This is a genomic window from Glycomyces tarimensis (genome assembly GCF_054776215.1).
In genome coordinates this window covers 99,680-117,418 of sequence record NZ_BAAHCB010000012.1, presented here as the reverse complement: position 1 = coordinate 117,418, position 17,739 = coordinate 99,680, and the positions used below count along the sequence as shown (strand labels likewise).

The window sequence follows — 17,739 nt, the reverse complement described above, 5'->3', positions numbered from 1 at the left end:
CTCCGACTCTGTCGGGACTGGTCGGGACCCAGTAGCGGAGTTTCTTGCCGCGCTGGTCCTCGTAGACACCGCCGTTGCGCTGGATGACCTTGCGCGAGCCGATGTTGTCGAAGTCGCAGGTGATGAGGGCCTTGTCGATGCCGAGCGCGGCGGCGTGCGGCAGGGCGGCGGCGAGCATCGCGGTGGCGTGGCCCTGGCGGCGGGCCGAGGGGCGGATGTCGTATCCGATGTGCCCGCCGACCTCGAACAAGCGCTTGTTGAGCCGGTGGCGGATGGAGATGCGGCCCAGGAAGGTCTCGCCCTCGGCCCACCACAGCATGGTCATGGGGACCAAGCCCGGTGGCGGGTCGGAGAGCCAGCGGCGCTCCTCGGCGAGGTAGGCGGGCACCCATTCGGAGCCGCGGGCGCCCCGGACGAACTTGCTGATCATGTAGCCGGTGAGCGAGTTGTCGTCGGGACCGCCCCGCCCTTCCGCGACGAACTCGTCGATCGCCTCGGCCAGGGACGTGGCGAGGCGTTCGGTGGGTGCGATGAGTTCCGGCATGACTCCGACGCTAAACGAAGCGGCCGTTGCGGACAAGCGCAATTGGCGATCGTCTCGTTCACCTGGGCTTGGTAGCGTGGCGACTCGAAAGGTCAGGTGTTGCACATGAATGCTGCGGTCGAGTTGTCCGCCGAGGTGCTGTTGTTCGACATGGACGGGACGATCGTCGACTCGACCGTGTCGGTGGAGCGGGCCTGGAACCACTTCGCCGATCGCCACGGGCTCCAGGCCGAGGCGATCCTGGCCGTGGCGCACGGCCGCCCGACCGTGGAGGTCGTCGGCATGTTCGCGACGCCGGGCATGGACGTGGAGGCGGAGGCGGCCAGGATCGAGTCCGAGGAGATCGACCGGACCGAGGGCATCACCGAGGTGCCGGGATCGGGCGTGCTGCTGAACTCGCTGGATCCGGCCCGGTGGGCGGTGGTCACGTCGGCCACGCGCGCGCTGACGGTGAAGCGCTTGGCCGTGGCGGGGCTGCCGCAGCCGCGGGTGCTGGTCGCGGCCGATGATGTGACCGAGGGCAAGCCGAGCCCGCAGGGTTACCGGATGGCGGCGGAGGCGCTGGGCGCCGACGCGGGAGCGGCCGTGGTGTTCGAGGACGCCGAGGCCGGGCTGCTGGCGGCGCGCGCAAGCGGAGCGGCGACCGTGGTCGTCGGCGGCCATGAAGGGCCGGCGGCGGAGGGGCTGCCGCGCATCGCGGACATGCGGGCGGTCCGGGTGACCGGGGACGGCGCCGGAAGCCGTGGAGGGAGTGGGACGGCAATGACCGTCCGCCTCGGTATCGCCTGAGGAGCCCGGCAATGGAACTTGGGGCGCGGGCGGAAGTGGTGTGAGCTGATGGTGGCGCTGCGCTAAAGGCGTCGGCGACGAAGAGGTCAGTGCTTTGTGGAGGTTGGGTTCGCGGGCGTGCCAGTGGGGTGTGGGCGCTGGCCGTTTCGCGGGCGGGCCGTGTGGTGTCCGGTTTCTCTTGTGCGGCAAGGCTTCTCATGGCCCCGGGCGGCGGAAACGTGAGTGTTTTCCCACCCTAACGGGTGATGACAGAAGCCTTGTGACCTGGGAGAATAGAGGTATAGCACGAACCGGCGGAAACAGCAGGTTCGTACGAGACCTCAATGACCGAGGGAGGTGTCAGATGGCCAAAGCGAGCATGAAGCCCAGCAGGACCGAGCGGAGCGAACGTGCCAAGGTCATCCACACTGATCTCGATGAGGCCGCTTCCCTGATCAACTCCGTGCACGCCGAGGTCCTGCGCCGGGTGATCGAGGCGAAAGCCTGGAATATCCACCGCGACTGCGACGGCTTCTCGGCCCTGCGCGAGTGGCTGGTCTCGACCTTCGACTTCCACCTGCGCACGGCTGCCGATCTGGCGGCGATCGCCCGCACTGCCGGGAAGTTCACCGTCCTCGCTGAGACTGCCACGTCGGCTCAGGCGCGGATTGACCGGGTCGCCGCGGCCGTGCGCCGCCTGGACGCCACCAAGGCCCTCCGCGTGTACGCCCGCACCCCCTACCGAGAGCCGGTCCCCTCCCCCTTCGACGCCGAGACGCTGTGTGCGACCCCGGAGCACTTGATTGCCGAGTACTGCATCCACGCCACCGTCAAAGACGTGCACGCCCAGCTAGACGAACTTCAGGCCGCGCTCGACTCGGGTGAGGAGCTGTTGGACGGGCTGGGGCAGCAGTCGTTGCAACGCTTGGATCTGGTGGAGACCGAGAACGGCATGTTCGTCCTCTCCGGGCTGCTCTCTTCGGACACCGGGAAGCTGTTCGCCAAGCTCCTGACCACCGCCGTCCCGCCTCCCCGGCAGGACGAGGTCGACCAGGACGGGTCGCTGCCGCCGGCGGCGAACCGCCGCGCCGAGGCCTTCCATCAGATGGTCGCGGCCCACGGGGCCGACCCGAACGCGGCCAAGCGGCACGGGCACACCGCCATCCTGCACCTGTCAGTCGACATCGAGACCCTGGCTGGGGAAGACACCGGACGCGTCGCCACCTTGGAAGGCGACCCGATCAGCCTCGGGAAGGCCCGCCTGCTCGCCTGCGAGGGCCTGGTGATCCCCAACGTGTTCAACTACCGCACCGGCGAAGCGATCGAACTGGGTCGGGCCCTGCGCCTGCCCAACAGTGCGCTGCGCAGGAAGCTGGAACTCGAGCAGCCCGGCGGGTGCGCCTGGACCGGCTGCCTCGCACCGGTGCAGTGGACCGAAGCCCACCACATCCGCCACTGGGCAAATGGTGGCCCGACCGTCGCTGAGAACCTGATCCTGCTGTGCCGCTTCCACCACGGCCGCCTCCACACCCCCGGCTGGACCATCACCAAAACCGGACCCGGCAAAGCGTTGATCGTCCACCACGACGGGCACGAGGACACCGACCCCGACCTCAAGTGCGGGTGCTCGGACTACTGCACCGACGCCGACCTCGACGCCGACTTCACCGAGGACATCGCGAACGCCTTCCCCACCGGCCTGTACCCCGAAGAATGGTCCGAGACACTCAAACCCGACCTCGAAGCCGCCGCTGAGCAGGCCGAGACCGCGCAGGTCATGGCCGCCGCGAAGGCCGCCCGCACGAAACTGCGAGCACGCTTCACCACACCGACACCCCGACCCGAGACCGAACCCGAACCGGCTTCAGCACCGGCACACGAACCGGAACCGGGACAGGGATACGAGACTGCCACACCGTCTAATGAGGCGAAGCGATCTCGCGAACCGGTCGGGGCCGCACCGGCACCGGACTACGGACCGCCGCCCTTCTTAATATGCCCGCTGCGGGATGCCGTGGCGGGGAAGGCACCTCATAAACGGCCAGCTCGAAACCGGACACCCGGTTCGAGCACATCCCCATGCCCACACCCCGAACCGGACCACCAGCAACGCGAATACCCGCCGCGCAGCCAGCCCCCAACCCAACCCGGCACGGCCCCACCGACCGCCCCCGCGACGAACAACAGCCACACCCCACCCGCCACCGCTTTTGTCGCCGCCATAGCGCAGAACGACCATCACTCCCGCCCGTTCCCGCCAACGCATGAGCGGCCAATGCCGGTCTCCCCACACTCAGACCTGGGCACGCATCCTGCTCGGTGCCGCCAACCGGCACTCAGTCCCCCAACGCCAGGCGGTATGAAGACTGAGCGAGGACCACATGACCCCGACAGTCCTAGCCGATCGTTCCAGTCATCTCGTTGTCGCTGCCGGAACGAGATTTGCGTGGAAGCAGTGACTCCCCGGAGGGATCGGACAACGCCCGGGGGTGGCGCAGCAATGCGATGCCGTAGGCCAGCAAAACCACGTGTACGACGACGTACATCATCACCGGCGCGTCTCCCCCGGTGGTGATGGCGGTGAAGTCGGCCAGCGCGTGGATGAGCATCAGCGGCAGTACCCATGCGAAACGCAGCTGATACGCCGCCAGCGCGAAACCGTACACGGCCGACAGCAGCACATTCGCGGCCACATCATCGAAGGCGCGCGAGGTGATGACCAGTTGCGATAGGTGCTGTAGGCCGAACAGCGCCCCTGTCAGCACGACCGCCGGGACCGCGCGGTAGGCCTTGCGCAGAGTGCCCAGGATCGCCACGCGACTGACCAGTTCCTCATTGACGCCCACCATGAGGAGCGTCAAGGCCCACAGCCCGTACCCGGGTGCCAGTTCCTCCATGCCTCCCGGATAGACCGCCCACACCACCGCCTCCGCGAGGAACGGCAGCAGGAGCAGGGCGGCGCGCTTCGAGCGCCACAGCGTGGTCACGCCGCTTCCGCGCCACATGCGCAGCCATGTCACCACGGCCACGGCGAACGCGACGCACATCGCATTGGTGAAGAGCCCCGCGTACCAGCCGGGGATGCCGAGCAGCGCGGCCAGTTCGAGGGACAGGTAGATGACGGCGAAGCGGGCGAGCGTGAGGGCGCTTCCGAAGCCGAGCGCGGCGGCTCGCGAGGGCACGGGTCTGATGGCGGGCTTCCTCAATGGGCGGGGCGTCTGCCTCTTGAGGATATACGAGACGGTCGCGGCCGACGGTGCCTCTAGGGCGGTGCCTCTGGCGGTGACTCTAGGGCGGTGCCTCTCAGGCGACTGGCTGGGCGGCGTCCATGCTGGCGAGCCGCGCGGCGCGCAGGCGGCCGGCGAGGTCGCGGGTGGGGCCGCCGCGCAGCAGCAGGACCAGCCACGGGTCGTCGTCCATCCTGGCGGCGCTCACGAGAGCGACGGCCATGATGTGGCCGCAGACCTCACGCGTGTCGGCGCACTCGCACGAGGTCGTGATCCGGTTGTGGGGCTCGGCGACGTACTTCTTGGGCAGCAGGCGCATGCCGGCTCCGGCGAGGACATCGTCGATGCGCTTGGGCAGGCGCCCGGCCAGCAGCCCGGCGACGCACGAGGGCGAGAGCGACAGCGCCGTCATGCCCTCGGTCCACGTCGAGGTGTCATAGACGGGGATGTGGATCGAGGCGGCGAAGGTGCCGTTGGTGTCGGCGACGGTGCCGGAGACGACGCCCGGCTCGATCGACAGCCCCTGGACGGCCCCGTGCCCGGCGAGGGCGCGGCCCTTGACGATGCGCTGGTCGGGGTAGTTCAGGCCGATGGTCTCGAGGGCGCGCCACCATTTGCGTCCCCACCAGGTCTTGCCGTACGGGTCGCTCATGCGGGCACTCCGTCCTCGTCGAGTTCGATGAGTTTGCGCAGCTGGGAGTCGTCGAGTTCGCCGAGCCAGTCCTCGCCGTTGCCGACGACGGCGTCGGCGATGGCGCGCTTGCGGTTGAGCAGCTCGTCGACGCGTTCCTCGAGAGTGCCGGCGGTGACGAGCTTGTGGACGTGGACGGTCTGCGTCTGCCCGATGCGGTGGGCCCGGTCGGTGGCCTGGTCCTCGACGGCGGGGTTCCACCAGCGGTCGTAGTGGACGACGTGGGAGGCGCCGGTGAGGTTGAGGCCGGTGCCGCCGGCGCGCAGGGAGATGAGCAGGATGGCGGGGCCCTCGACGGTCTGGAACTGGTCGACGAGCTTGTCGCGGGCGATCTGGTCGAGGCCGCCGTGCAGGAACGGAGCGGCGACGCCGACCTCGGCCGCGAGGTGGCTGGAGAGCAGCTCGCCCATCTGCCGGTACTGGGTGAACACCAGCGCCTTGGCGCCCTCGTCGACGACCTCGGTGAGCATTTCGGTGACGCGGTCGAGTTTGCCGGAGCGTTCGGCGAGGCCGGTGCTGTCGCCGAGGCCGATGGCCTGCGCGGGGTGGTTGCACACCTGCTTGAGCTTGGTGAGGAGCTTGAGGACGCGGCCGCGGCGGGTGATGCCGTCGCCCAGGCCCTCGTCGAAGGCGTCCCTGATGGCCTCTTTGTAGAGTCCGGCCTGCTCGTCGGTCATGGTGCACGCGACGGTGGATTCGATCTTGGGCGGCAGGTCGGCGGCGACCTCTTCTTTGAGGCGGCGCAGGACGACCGGGTCGATGCGGGCGCGCAGGAGCGCGGCTGCGGCGGGGTCGCGGCCGATCTCGATGGGGTCGGCGAAGCGGCGCTTGAAGTCGGCCTGGCCGCCCAGGAGCCCGGGGTTGACGAACTCGGAGATGGACCACAGTTCGGCGAGGTGGTTCTCCACGGGCGTGCCGGTGAGGGCGACGCGGACGCGGCCGGTCAGGTCGCGGACGGCGCCGGCGGTGCGCGAGCGGTGGTTCTTGATGGCCTGGGCCTCGTCGATGACGATGGTGTCGAAGGCGATCGAGCGCAGGAGCTTGATGTCGCGCAGCGCGATCGAGTAGGAGGTGACGACGACGTCGGCGTCGAGGAAGGGGCCTGCGTGCTTGGCGCGCTGGGGACCGTGGTGGAGGTGCACGGTGAGCTGCGGGGCGAAGCGGGCGATCTCGCGCTGCCAGTTGCCGACCAGTGACGTCGGGCAGACCACGAGGTGGGGGGCGTAGCCGGCGCGGCGCACGAGCAGTCCGATGGACTGGAGGGTCTTGCCGAGGCCCATGTCGTCGGCGAGGATGACGCCCGCGCCGCCGTCGGCGGCGGCTTCGAGCCAGGCGATGCCGTGGGACTGGTAGCGGCGCAGGTCGGCGTTGACGCGGACGTCGCCGGGGTCGGAGTGCTGGGCGGTGATGAGGCGCAGGTTGAGCCCTGAGTCGGAGCGCAGCAGCTCGGTGTAGGACTCGACGAAGGCCCCGACGGCAGCCCGGGAGCTCCACACGTGGCCCTCGGAGTGGGGTGCGGCGTGGCCCTCGGCGGGCAGTTCGGCGGCGATGCGGTCCAGGTCGTCGAACTTGTCGTCGTCGACGGCGGCCGCGATGCGCGCCCAGACGGCGACGGATTCGGTGATGTCCGGGCGCGAGGCGACGCGTTTGAGCGCGGTCAGGACGGGCCGCACGGGGAGTACGAGGCCCCTGACCTCGCGCAGTCGCCCGTCGACGTAGAGCTCGGTGGAGACCGGGTCGCCAGGGGGCAGGCCGAGCTCGCTCGCGGCGGTCTCGGGGTGCTCGCCGCCATAGAACAGCAGCCGACCGTCCGCCGGTGAAGCGTGGTCGGGAAGAAAGGTGGCGTGCAGCTGGCTGGGTGGCAACGAGGCTCCTACGGGTTCGCGGCAGACGAGCCATTTTGCCACAGGTCGGGTCGCTATCCCAAACGCGCGAACAGCGTTTGCACGCCTTTGCGTGCTTCATCACGAAACGGGGGCGGGCCGCCCGGCCCGTCCCCGTCGAGTGGTGAGTGGGGTCTAGGAGCCGACCGCTGAGAGCACCCATTGCTGATCGGCGTCGCCGGAGGGGAAGTCCTGGCTGACGCGTCCGCCCGGCTCGGTCGAGCCCTCCCAGACGGTGAGGCTCAGCGCCGAGAACCGATTGAGGAGGGTGATCGCACCGCCGGACTCGGCGACCTGCCACTGCTGGTTGACGCCGTTGAGGTCGTCCCACTGGGCGATGGTCGCACCCGGCTGGGTGTTCCATTCCCAGATGTCGAGCGCCAGGCCCGAGTGGCGGTTCTGGAGTCGGTAGAAGCCGTTGTCGGAGTAGACGAACCGCCATTGCTGGTGGGCCTCGCCGGTGGGCTCCTGCTGGAGGAGCTGCGCGCCGCCTTCGGTGGAGGCGTCCTCGATGCCGAGGACGAGGCCGGAGTGGGCGCTGGTGATCTCGTACCAGGCGTCGGTGTCGATCGCGGGGCTCGGCTCGCCGCCGCCCGCGGGGCCGGACAGGACCGGCCAGCCGCGCTTCCACTCGACGCGTTCGATGCCGAAGGCGAAGCCGCCGGCCTGGTCGTAGGAGTGGTAGGCGATGAGGCCCTCGTCGAAGCTCTGACCGCCGGTGGCGACGTTGGTGCCGTGCGCCTGCAGGATCACGGTGCCGCCGCCCTCGCGCATGTCGACGCCGTCCTTGTCGAGGAACGGCCCGGTCGGCGAGGTGGAGCGGCCGACGGCGATCGAGTAGGTCGAGTCCGCGCCGGCGCAGCAGATGCCGAGGGAGACGAACAGGTAGTAGTACTTGCCGTGGCGGATCATGGCCGGGCCTTCGATGCCCTCGCCGCCCTGGCCGGCGAGGTGGACCGGTTCGGCGCCCGCGGCGGGCTTGCCCGAGGGCCAGTCGAGCTCGATCGTGTAGATCCCGGTCCACCAGGAGCCGAAGATCATGTGGTGGACGCCCTTGCGGTCGACGACGATCTCGGCGTCGATGGCGTTGTACGGGTCGCCTTCGAAGGATTCGAAGACCAGGCCTTGGTCGACCCATTCGTAGTCGGGGTCGGCCGGGTCGAGGGTGGTGTTGGTCGCCAGACCGATCAGCGAGCGCTGGGAGCCGAACGTCGAGGCCGAGTAGTAGACGTAGTAGGTCTTGGACTTCCGGTCGAAGTGGACGGCGGGCGCCCACAGGTTGTCGACGCCGGGGACGGCCTCCTCGACCCAGGCCGGTTTGGCGTCGAAGACGCTGCCGACCGTGCGCCAGGACTGCCCGTCGTCGAGCGACTGGCGGATTGGGACGGTGCCGTCGTTGTACGGACCCCAGCCGGTGGCGAGGACGTACCACGGTTCGCCGTCGCAGGCGGCCACGAGCGCGGGGTCGTGGGAGCCGAGTTCGCCGAGCATCGGGCCGGTGGGGGCCTCGGGTTCGCAGTCGCCGCCACGGCCGGAGGCCGCGCCGGCGGGCGCGAATCCGAGCAGCGCCCCGAGCAGGGCCAGGACCAGTGCGCCGCCGAGCCAGACGCGGCGCTTGCCAAGGGGCTTCATGTCGCTCCACATCGCAGTATGCAGGGCATCTATCGAGGGGATAGATGTTCGAACGTGTGGAGGTTATCGGTAAAATGGAACAGTGTCAATGCGTCAATCGGCGGCGGCGCCGCTGCCCGCGCATCTGAGCGACAGGTCGATCTCCACCAGCCCTCGGTACAGCTCATAGTTCTCGCGCAGCTCCTCGGTGTCGCCCGGCTCGGTGCCGGCGACCATCTCCTCGGCACGACTGGCGAACGAGTAGGCCATCTGGGACAGCTGCGGATCGCGGATATCGGTGGCGATGGTGTCGATCTCGTCGGTCACGAAGTCGACGTTCTCGTGGTCGACCTCGCTCAGCAACTCCAGCGCCTCCCGGGCGCGGCGGCAGTCCTCGGCGTATTCCTCGACGTCCTGCTCGATCTCCCGCTCGCTGGGGCCCTCGGTGGGGTCGGGGCCTCCCAGGCACTGGACGAACAGCCACAGCAGCGACAGCACGCCGATGACCCAGGCGAAGATCTTGATCAGCTGTACACCGGACAACGTTCACCTCAACGGCAGACGGACGGCTTCGAGTCTAACGCGGATATCGATCGGCGCGGATGGGCGAGACGCGATCGCCACCGGTAGTCTGGGGCCTCCCCACCGTGAGGAGTCGCCAATGGAAGTACTGTGCCTCGGCGAGTCGATGGTCGTCTTCGCCCCGACGGCCGCCGCGCCCCTTCGGCACGCCGCCGACCTGCGGGCGGGCGTCGCCGGCGCCGAGTCCAACGTCGCCATCAGTCTCGCCCTGCTCGGGGCGCACGCAGGATGGCGCGGGAAGGTGGGCGACGACCCCTTCGGGCGCCGCATCCTCGACGTCCTGCGCGCCTCCGATGTCGACTGCGACGGCGTCGTGATCGACCCCGACCGGCCCACGGGCATCTATTTCAAGGATCCGAGCCCCGAAGGCACGACGGTCCACTACTACCGCGCCGGCTCGGCCGCCTCCACCATGGCCCCCGGTCACCTCGCCGACGTCGAGCCCCCCTCGATCCTCCACGTCTCCGGCATCACCCCGGCGCTGTCCGAGGGCTGCGCCGGACTCATCAGGGAACTCGTCGTCGGCCGCGCACTGGCGCCCGCGACCGTCAGCTTCGACGTCAACTACCGTCCCGCGCTGTGGCCGGTCGAGCGGGCCGCTCCCGTGCTCGCCGAACTCGCCGACGCCGCCGATCTCACCTTCGTCGGGCTCGACGAGGCCGAGACGCTCTGGGGCTGCGCCACCGCCGAGGACGTCCGCGAGCGGCTCCCCGGCGCGGACACACTGGTCGTCAAGGACGGCGGCATCGGCGTCACCTGCTTCGAGGGCAAGGAGCGGCACTACTCCCCCGCCGAGCCGGTGGAGGTCATCGAACCGGTCGGCGCGGGCGACGCCTTCGCCGCCGGGTTCCTCTTCGGCCGCCTCAAGGGCTCCTCGGCCGACGGCTGCATGAAGCTCGGCCACCGGCTCGCCGCCGGAGCCCTCCAGACCACCGGCGACCTCGCCGCACCCCCAGCACCGCAAACCGTCACATCGATCCTGGAGCAGCAGACATGAGCCGTACCGATTTCGACACCCTCTTCGCCGGCCGGCGCGTGATGGCGATCCTCCGCGGGCTGCCGCCCGAGGAAACCGTCGCCCTGGCCGAGACCGCCTGGGACGGCGGCGTCGAACTCGTCGAGGTGCCGATCGGACAGCCGGGCCAGGAGCAGGCCCTCGCCGCCGCCGTCGAGGCCGGCGCGAAGCGCGGGCTCACCGTCGGGGCCGGCACGGTCGTCTCGGCCGACCACGTGGCCCGGGCCCGCGAGGCCGGGGCCGCCTACACGGTCGCGCCGGGGCTCGACGAGGCGGTGCTGGAGGTCTCGCGCTCCGCCGGGATGCCGCACCTGCCGGGCGTGGCCACGGCGAGCGAGCTCCAGAAGGCCGCCGGGCTCGGCTGCCGATGGGTCAAGGTCTTCCCGGCCTCGGCCCTGGGGCCGAGCTGGTTCAAGGCCATGCGCGGGCCGTTCCCGGACATGCGCTTCGTGGCCACCGGCGGCGTGAGCGTGAGCGAGGTCGGCGCCTATCTCGGCGCCGGCGCCTCGGTGTGCGGGATCGGCTCGGCGCTGGCCGACCCGGAGCAGCTGGCGCTGCTGGCGGGGCTGCCCGACTCCTAGAGCGCGCCGAGCAGGGAGACGACGGGGTATCCGTCGAGGCGGTCGCGCCCCGACAGCGCCCCGATCTCGAGCAGCGCCGCGCACGCGGCGACGGTGCCGCCGAGCCCCTCGACCAGCCGGACGCCGGCGGCCATGGACTCGCCGGTGGCGATGACGTCGTCGACGAGGAGGATGCGGTCGCCGGGTCGGAGGGCGTCGGCGTGCATCTCGACGCGGACCTCGGCGTACTCGCCGCGGTAGGTCTCGACGGCGGCCGAGCGCGGGAGTTTGCCGGCCTTGCGGATCGGGATGATCGGCTTGGAGGTGCGGTCGGCCAGCGGGGCGGCCCAGAGGAATCCTCGGGCGTCGAAGGCGGCGATGGCGTCGTACGGGTGGTTCGCGCACGCCGCTTCGAGCTCGTCGATGGAGGCGCGGAACGCCTTCGGGACGGCGAGCAGCGGCGTGATGTCGCGGAAGCCGACACCGGGTTCGGGGAAGTCGGGCACGACGGGCACGTAGTCGGTCAGGTCCACGTCCGCAAGCCTACCGAGGGGGCCGGACGAGGGACGCCCCCTCCGGCACCGCCGGGCGGGGGCGTCGTTCGTGGCTTTCGGATTCAGGCCGTCGGGACGGCTTGGTGCCGCTGGGCCGCGGCGGCGACGACCAGGTTCTGCTGCGACTGGACGTAGCAGATGTGGGTGTTGAGCAGGAAGACCAGGAGCGTGGCGAGTCCGGTGTTGAAGGTCGGCGCGAGGCCCGCTGCCCGCTGCTCGGCCTTGACCGAGTTGCAGAACTTGAACCAGTTGATCGCCGGCCAGATGTAGAGGGTGAACGCGCCGAAGAGGATCGACAGCACGACGTTGGAGCCGGTGCGGTTCTCCTCGCCCTGCGGGTTGACGGTCTTGACCTCGCCGCACATGGAGGCGGCCCAGAACAGGTAGTAGATGCCGGCGGTGATGATGCTGAGCACCCACACGCCGAAGGGACTGCGGGTCTTGAGTCCGGGCATGGTCGTTCTGACTCCTTGGTTCTCGGGGTGGTGCAACGCGTTCGGCTGCGGGAGACTCGCTCCCGCAGCCGAATGCCTGGCACGTCGAAGTGTGCGCCATCACGCTGGCATGATTGTTCGTCCGCTTTGGAGGCCCGTTCGGCTGTTCGCGGTCAGCCTTTCAGGCCGGTCTGCGCCACGCCCTGCACCAGGAACCGCTGCAGGAACAGGAAGACGAATACCAGCGGCAGAATGGCGACGGCGGCGGCCATGAACAGCTGCGGCAGGTTGATCGACTGTGCCGTCAGGAATGTCGACAGTGCGACCTGCACCGTCCACGATTCGGGCGAGCGCCCGATGACCAGGGGCCACAGGAACGAGTTCCAGGACGTGACGAACGTGATCACGGCGATCGCGGCGAGGAAGCCCTTCGAGTTGGGGATCACGATGCGCCAGAAGGAGCCCCAGTAGCCGAGTCCGTCTACGCGGGCGGCCTCTTCGAGTTCCTTGGGGAAACTCAGGAAGTACTGGCGGCACAGGAACGCGACGAAGCCGTTGAACAGGGTCGGAATGATCAGTCCTCGCAGGTCCGAGACCCAGCCGAGGCTGGATACCATCACGAAGCTCGGCACGAAGGTGATCGCGCTGGGGACCATGAGCGTGGCAAGGATCGCGTAGAACACCTTGTCGGCATGGCGGTGCGGGATGCGCGCGAGGCCGTAGCCGGCGGTCGTGCACAAGAACAGCGTGCCGACGGTGGTGAGCACACCGACCAGGGTGGAGTTGAGCAGGCTGCGCGCCATGGGCACCATCGGATCGTTGAACAGCTCCGTGAAGTTGCCCCACTGTATGTCGGCGGGGAACCACATCCATCCGGGCGCGGTGATGTCCTCGGTGGTGGCCAGCGCGTTCCGCGCGATCAGGTAGAACGGGATCAGGAAGACCACGGCGAGCAGGCACATCCCGACGAAGTTGCACACGCGTGAAGCCCGGGAGCCGAGGCCGGGCTTGTATCCGACCGGTTTCGACCGGTTCTGAGTGGACACCATGTCGGTCACCGTCCTTCCGGTTTGCCGAAGCCGAGGATCTTGCCCTGGAAGAGGGTCACGATCGCGATCAGCAGTGCCAGGATGAGCGCCCCGGCGGAGCCGCGGCCGAGGTCCTGGGTCGTTCCCAGCGAGGTGTGGAACAGGTAGATCAGGGGTGTCCGGGCGTATGGGACGTTCCCGGAGTTGGGCAGCAGGTTCCAGAACTCGTCGAATGCCTGATAGGCCGCGATGAGCACCAGCATCAGCACCGCCACCGAGGTGGCGCGCAGCTGCGGCAGGGTGATGTGCCAGAAGGTCTGTCGCCCGGGCTTGGCGCCGTCGACGTAAGCGGCCTCGTAGAGGTGCTCGGGGATCTGCTGCAGGGCGGCGATGAACAGGATCATGTAGAAGCCGCATTGGATCCACAGGCGGAGGGTGACGATCACGAGCCAGAACCATGGCGGGTCGTTCCCGAACAGCCATGGGATCTGGTCGATCCCGAACCACCCGAGGATGGTGTTGGCCATGCCGTAGCGCACGCCGGCGAAGATCGACATCTTCCACACCAGCGACGCGACCACGTACGAGCAGGCGAAGGGCAGGAAGAACACCGAGCGGAAGAACGCCCGCGCGATGCGCACCTTGTTGACCGCCAAGGCCAGTCCGAGCGACGAGGCGAAGGTGATCGGCACGATGATCGCCGCGAAGATGGAGAAGGTGATCAGGCTGCGCCGGAAGTTCTCGTCGGTGAGCATCGTGACGAAGTTGTCGAAGCCGACGAAGTCCTCCGCCGCCGGGGTGACGGTGTTGCGCGCGTCGAAGAACGACAGGTAGGCGGACCAGCCCACCGGGATGTAGGTGAAGACGATCAGGCCGAGCAGGAACGGCCCGACGAAGTACCAGAAGGCGAGATTGCGGCCGCCGAACGATCGGCGGCGGCGAGGGCGCCGTGACGTCCCCGCTGCCGCCGATGCCGGTTCGGCCGTCTTGTCGGTGACGGCCACGATGCCCCCTACCCGAAGATTCCGTTGAGTTCGCCGTTGACCGTCTCGACGGCCTTGGCCAGCTCGGCCTCCGGATCGTTGCCCTCCAGGGCGATGTTGCTCAACATGTCGTTGAGGGCGGTGTTCATCGCCGGGGTCCAGTCGGGGTTCTCGGCCCAGCCGTACTCCTCGGAGATGGCCACGGCCTCGGCGGCCGGACCGGAGGAGAGCTCGTCGGCCTTCTCGCGCAGGGAGATCCGCGAGGGGATGTGGAAGCCGTAGTTGAGGCACCAGTCGAGGATGTACTCCTCGTTGTCGACCCACAGCCACTTGGTGAAGGCCTTGGCCTCCTCGACGTGGGGGCTGTTGGCGTTGACGAAGGCGGACCAGCCGCCGTTGAAGACGGTCGGGGAGCCTCCCGCGAAGCCCGGGTTGGGGAAGATGCCGATGTCGTCGCCGAGGGCCTCCAGCAGCGCCGGCATGGTCCACAGACCGGTCCAGGACATCGCGCACAGGCCCTGGATCATCGAGGAGGGGTCCCACCAGTCGGTGGGCGCCCCGAGCAGGAGCGCGTCGGACTCGTTGAGGCGCCTGACCGACTCGGCGCCTTCGAGCATGCGCGGGTCGTCGAAGCCGGCTTGCATGTCCTCGCCGATGAACGACAGGCCGAGGCTGTGGATCATGTGCTGGCCCAGCCGGTCGGTGCCGCCGGCCGCGCCGAAGTCCATGCCCTTGACGTCGCCGTTGGTCAGTTCGACCGCGATGTCGATCAGTTCGTCGAAGGTGGTCGGTGGCGCGGTGATGCCGGCGGCCTCGAACATGCTGGGACGGTAGACGATGTACTGCGGGTCGTCGATCATGCGAATGCCGTAGACGGTGCCGTCGAGCGTGTTGCGCGCCAGGTCGCTCTCGGGGATGTCGTCGATCACGTCCGCGATGATGTCGTCGAGCGGCTCGAGCTGGCCGGCCTCGACCATGCCGCGGTTGAGGTGGCTCTCGAACACGTCGGGGGCGTCGTCCGTCAGCAGGCCCGATGACAGTGCGGCGTCGTAGTCTCCGGGGATCCACTCGACGCTCACGTTGGCGTCGGTATAGGCCTCGGCGTATCCCAGCGCCGCCTGCTGGGTGCCCGCCTCGCCGTACTCGTGGTACCACTGCGACAGGTTCACGCCGTCGCCGTCTGCCTCGCGGCCGGTGTTGCCGCCGCATGCGGCGAGCGCCCCGGCCCCGGCGGTCATCCCGCCGAGGGCGAGCATCCGTCGGCGATTCATCGCCAGGGCTGCGAGCGCTTTCTTGGAAGGGTGGCTGTTGCCTGAAGCAACCATTTCGTGCTCCTCGCTACGTTGAGAGGTCGGAAGGGCTCCCGTGCGACCCCGGGTCATGGTCGACGCCGCAGCGGAGAATCAACGCTTGTCGATTCAGCTCTCAGTCTCACCACACGCGCGCCCTTTGTCAATGGGTTGAATTAAGGTTCTCGATAACGATTTGCGTTCGGAGGAATCCCGGGGCGGCCGCGGTCAGCGGCGCGTGCGGGCGCCCACGGTGTTGATGCGGTTGAGGTGCCCCTCCAAGGCGAGCGCGGCGGCGCCGAGGCCGACCATGTTGCGCTGCTGATTGTTCCGCTTGAGCTGCAGCACCTTGAGCGGCGCCTCCATGGCCTGCTCGGGCAGGCGGCGCTCCAGTTCGGGCACGAGCGCGTCGCCCAGCGCCCGCGTGACCCAGCCGATGAGCACCACGAGATCGGGGTTGACGAGATTGACGAGGTTGGCGACCCCGGCCGACAGCTGCCGAGAGACGGCGTCGACGGTCCGCACCGCCGACTCCTCCCCCGCTTCCCACGCGGACGCGAGGGAGGCCATGGCCTCGGACTGCGAACCGACGTGAGCGCGGTCGTCGAGCTCGCCCCATTGACGCAGAATCGCCGGCGCGCCCACATAGGCCTCGACGCATCCCTTCGCGCCGCAGCGGCACTGCGGTCCGTCGGGGTTCAGGGTGGTGTGCCCCCACTCTCCCGCCGAGTTGGTGGCCCCGCGGTAGAGCTTGCCCTCGAAGGCCAGCCCGACGCCGCAGCCGGTGCCGAGGTTGACGACGGCGAGGCGGTCGACGCCGCGCCCGTCGCCGAACCACAATTCGCCCACCGTGACCGTCTTCAGTGGGTTGTCCAGGTAGATCGGGGCGTCGAGGTCGAGACGCTCGGCGAGGAGGTCCCTGAAGGGCACGTCGTGCCAGTTCCAGTTCGGCGCGAAGGCCGAGACCCCGCCGGCCACGTCGACCTGGCCGGGCAGGCTCACGCCGAGCCCGAGGACCTCACGTCCGCCCAAACGCTCGCGGACCGCCTCGATCCCGGCCACGAGGTGCCCGAGGACCTGGTCTGGCGTGTTCTCGGCGGTCTCCAGGCGCTCGTCGATCCGGTCCAGCACCACCAGACCGAGGTCATAGACCTCCAACTGCACGTAGGTCTCGGCGACGTCGACGCCGATGAGGACGCCGCCGCCGGTGTTCGGCGCGAGCAGCGCCCTGGGCCGTCCGCCGCCCGAGTCCTCGTGTCCCACCTCGACGACCACCCCGAGCTCGATCAGGTCCGACACCAGATTCGACACCGTGGCAACGCTCAGGTCAGTCTCGCGGGCGAGGATCTGGCGCGAGGTGGGAGCCCCCGCGATGAGGTGTCTGAGCACCGAGAAGCAGTTGCGAATGCGGATATCGCGTGAGGTGGATTTCATGAGGGAAGCCTACGACGGCATGTCCCCTTTGTAAATGGGTTAGTCAAAGAGCCCCCAGGTCAAGCGCCGTCCCGGGCGGGCCCGCACGCTGGCTATGCTCGGCGCATGGAACAGCGTGTACTCGGCAGGACGAACACTCGGATCGGCGTCGTGGGCTTCGGCGCCTGGCAGATCGGCGCCTCGTGGGGCGAGGTGCCCGACGGCGACGCGAACGCCGCCCTGGAGGCGGCGATCGAGGGGGGCGTGACGTTCTTCGACACCGCCGACGTCTACGGCGACGGCCGCTCCGAGCGGCTCATCGGCGCGCTCCTGAAGCGCCACCCGCACCTCACCGTCGCCACGAAGATGGGGCGGCGCGTGGAGCAGGTGCCGGAGCACTACAGCCGGGAGCACTTCCACGCCTGGAACGACGACTCGCGGGCGAATCTCGGCGTCGATACCATCGACCTGGTGCAGCTGCACTGCCCGCCGACGGCGGTCTACCACTCCGATGCGGTCTTCGACGCGCTCGACGAGCTGGTCGACGAGGGCCGCCTGCGCGCCTACGGGGTCAGCGTCGAGACCTGCGAGCAGGCGCTCGCGGCGATCGAGCGCCCGAACGTGGCGACGGTGCAGATCATCCTCAACCCGTTCCGCCAGAAGCCGCTCGACGCGGTGCTCCCGGCGGCCGAGAAGGCCGGGGTCGGCGTCATCGCGCGCGTCCCGCTGGCCTCCGGGCTCTTGTCGGGGAAGTACACGGCCGAGACCCGCTTCTCCGAGGACGACCACCGGAACTTCAACCGGCACGGCGAGGCCTTCGACATCGGGGAGACGTTCGCGGGAGTCGGCTACGAGACGGGCCTGGCGGCGGTCGACCGGCTGCGCCCGCTCGTGCCCGAGGGCATGACGATGGCGCAGTTCGCGCTGCGGTGGATTCTCGACCAGCCGGGCGTCTCAGTGGTCATCCCGGGCGCGCGCAACGCCGTCCAGGCGAAGGCGAACGCGGCGGCGGCCGACTTCGCGCCCCTGCCGTCCGGGGTCCACGCCGAGGTCGCCGCGGTATACGACGAGCTCATCCGCGGCCAGGTCCACCACCGCTGGTAGCACAGCGAGGAGCTCATCGCGACCAGATCCACCACCGCCGACAGCACAGCGAG

15 protein-coding genes and 2 pseudogenes are annotated in these 17,739 nt (G+C 69.2%); 5 read left to right on the top strand and 12 right to left on the bottom strand.

The window, feature by feature from the left end; all coding sequences use genetic code 11:
- Positions 1-16 precede the first annotated feature (16 nt).
- A pseudogene (locus ACYVK3_RS11265) lies at positions 17-544 on the bottom strand (GNAT family N-acetyltransferase); the annotation flags it as partial.
- A 105-nt stretch (positions 545-649) separates the two neighbouring features.
- Between ACYVK3_RS11265 and ACYVK3_RS11260 the strand changes: the two are divergent.
- Together ACYVK3_RS11260 and ACYVK3_RS11255 are read left to right on the top strand one after the other, a co-directional pair.
- Entirely contained in the window at positions 650-1,333 is a 684-nt protein-coding gene (locus ACYVK3_RS11260; protein WP_460497406.1) for an HAD-IA family hydrolase, read from the top strand.
- A gap of 343 nt (positions 1,334-1,676) precedes the next feature.
- Positions 1,677-3,887: an HNH endonuclease signature motif containing protein gene (locus tag ACYVK3_RS11255; protein ID WP_460497405.1), complete on the top strand. Its 2,211-nt coding sequence runs from the start codon at positions 1,677-1,679 to the stop codon at positions 3,885-3,887.
- Positions 3,888-3,906: 19 nt separating this feature from the next.
- Here the strand turns inward: ACYVK3_RS11255 and ACYVK3_RS11250 are convergent.
- The 5 genes and pseudogenes from ACYVK3_RS11250 to ACYVK3_RS11230 all read right to left on the bottom strand — a co-directional run.
- A pseudogene (locus ACYVK3_RS11250) lies at positions 3,907-4,209 on the bottom strand (CPBP family intramembrane glutamic endopeptidase); the annotation flags it as partial.
- 406 nt (positions 4,210-4,615) lie between these two features.
- Entirely contained in the window at positions 4,616-5,191 is a 576-nt protein-coding gene (locus ACYVK3_RS11245; protein WP_460497404.1) for an SWIM zinc finger family protein, read from the bottom strand.
- Positions 5,188-7,095: a DEAD/DEAH box helicase gene (locus ACYVK3_RS11240; RefSeq protein ID WP_460497403.1), complete on the bottom strand. Its 1,908-nt coding sequence runs from the start codon at positions 7,093-7,095 to the stop codon at positions 5,188-5,190. The genes ACYVK3_RS11245 and ACYVK3_RS11240 overlap by 4 nt, the downstream gene beginning before the upstream one ends.
- 153 nt (positions 7,096-7,248) lie before the next feature.
- Entirely contained in the window at positions 7,249-8,745 is a 1,497-nt protein-coding gene (locus ACYVK3_RS11235) for a family 43 glycosylhydrolase (protein WP_460497402.1), read from the bottom strand.
- 93 nt (positions 8,746-8,838) lie between these two features.
- A complete protein-coding gene (locus tag ACYVK3_RS11230; protein ID WP_460497401.1) occupies positions 8,839-9,267 on the bottom strand; it encodes a hypothetical protein in 429 nt (142 codons plus the stop codon).
- 118 nt (positions 9,268-9,385) lie between these two features.
- Here ACYVK3_RS11230 and ACYVK3_RS11225 point away from each other — a divergent pair, with 118 nt between their 5' ends.
- Entirely contained in the window at positions 9,386-10,303 is a 918-nt protein-coding gene (locus ACYVK3_RS11225) for a sugar kinase (protein WP_460497400.1), read from the top strand.
- A complete protein-coding gene (locus ACYVK3_RS11220) occupies positions 10,300-10,902 on the top strand; it encodes a bifunctional 4-hydroxy-2-oxoglutarate aldolase/2-dehydro-3-deoxy-phosphogluconate aldolase (protein ID WP_460497399.1) in 603 nt (200 codons plus the stop codon). Before ACYVK3_RS11225 ends, ACYVK3_RS11220 begins: the two co-directional genes overlap by 4 nt.
- Here the strand turns inward: ACYVK3_RS11220 and ACYVK3_RS11215 are convergent.
- From ACYVK3_RS11215 to ACYVK3_RS11190, 6 genes are all read right to left on the bottom strand, one after another.
- Positions 10,899-11,414 carry a purine phosphoribosyltransferase family protein gene (locus ACYVK3_RS11215; RefSeq protein ID WP_460497398.1) on the bottom strand — a complete coding sequence of 172 codons (516 nt, stop codon included), beginning with the start codon at positions 11,412-11,414 and terminating at the stop codon, positions 10,899-10,901. The genes ACYVK3_RS11220 and ACYVK3_RS11215 overlap by 4 nt on opposite strands.
- Positions 11,415-11,497: 83 nt before the next feature.
- Positions 11,498-11,890 (bottom strand): DUF4234 domain-containing protein, encoded by a 393-nt coding sequence (locus ACYVK3_RS11210; RefSeq protein ID WP_460497397.1) that lies wholly within the window; start codon positions 11,888-11,890, stop codon positions 11,498-11,500.
- A 152-nt stretch (positions 11,891-12,042) separates the two neighbouring features.
- Complete coding sequence (locus tag ACYVK3_RS11205) at positions 12,043-12,831, bottom strand: carbohydrate ABC transporter permease (protein ID WP_460497469.1); 789 nt, start codon at positions 12,829-12,831, stop codon at positions 12,043-12,045.
- A 92-nt stretch (positions 12,832-12,923) separates the two neighbouring features.
- On the bottom strand, positions 12,924-13,901 hold the full coding sequence (locus ACYVK3_RS11200; protein WP_460497396.1) for a carbohydrate ABC transporter permease: 978 nt from the start codon (positions 13,899-13,901) through the stop codon (positions 12,924-12,926).
- Positions 13,902-13,909: 8 nt separating this feature from the next.
- Entirely contained in the window at positions 13,910-15,205 is a 1,296-nt protein-coding gene (locus tag ACYVK3_RS11195; RefSeq protein ID WP_460497395.1) for an ABC transporter substrate-binding protein, read from the bottom strand.
- A 192-nt stretch (positions 15,206-15,397) separates the two neighbouring features.
- Complete coding sequence (locus ACYVK3_RS11190) at positions 15,398-16,603, bottom strand: ROK family transcriptional regulator (RefSeq protein WP_460497394.1); 1,206 nt, start codon at positions 16,601-16,603, stop codon at positions 15,398-15,400.
- A 105-nt stretch (positions 16,604-16,708) separates the two neighbouring features.
- Here ACYVK3_RS11190 and ACYVK3_RS11185 point away from each other — a divergent pair, with 105 nt between their 5' ends.
- Positions 16,709-17,686, top strand: coding sequence for an aldo/keto reductase (locus ACYVK3_RS11185; RefSeq protein ID WP_460497393.1), 978 nt, complete (start codon positions 16,709-16,711; stop codon positions 17,684-17,686).
- The last annotated feature ends 53 nt before the right edge of the window (positions 17,687-17,739 follow it).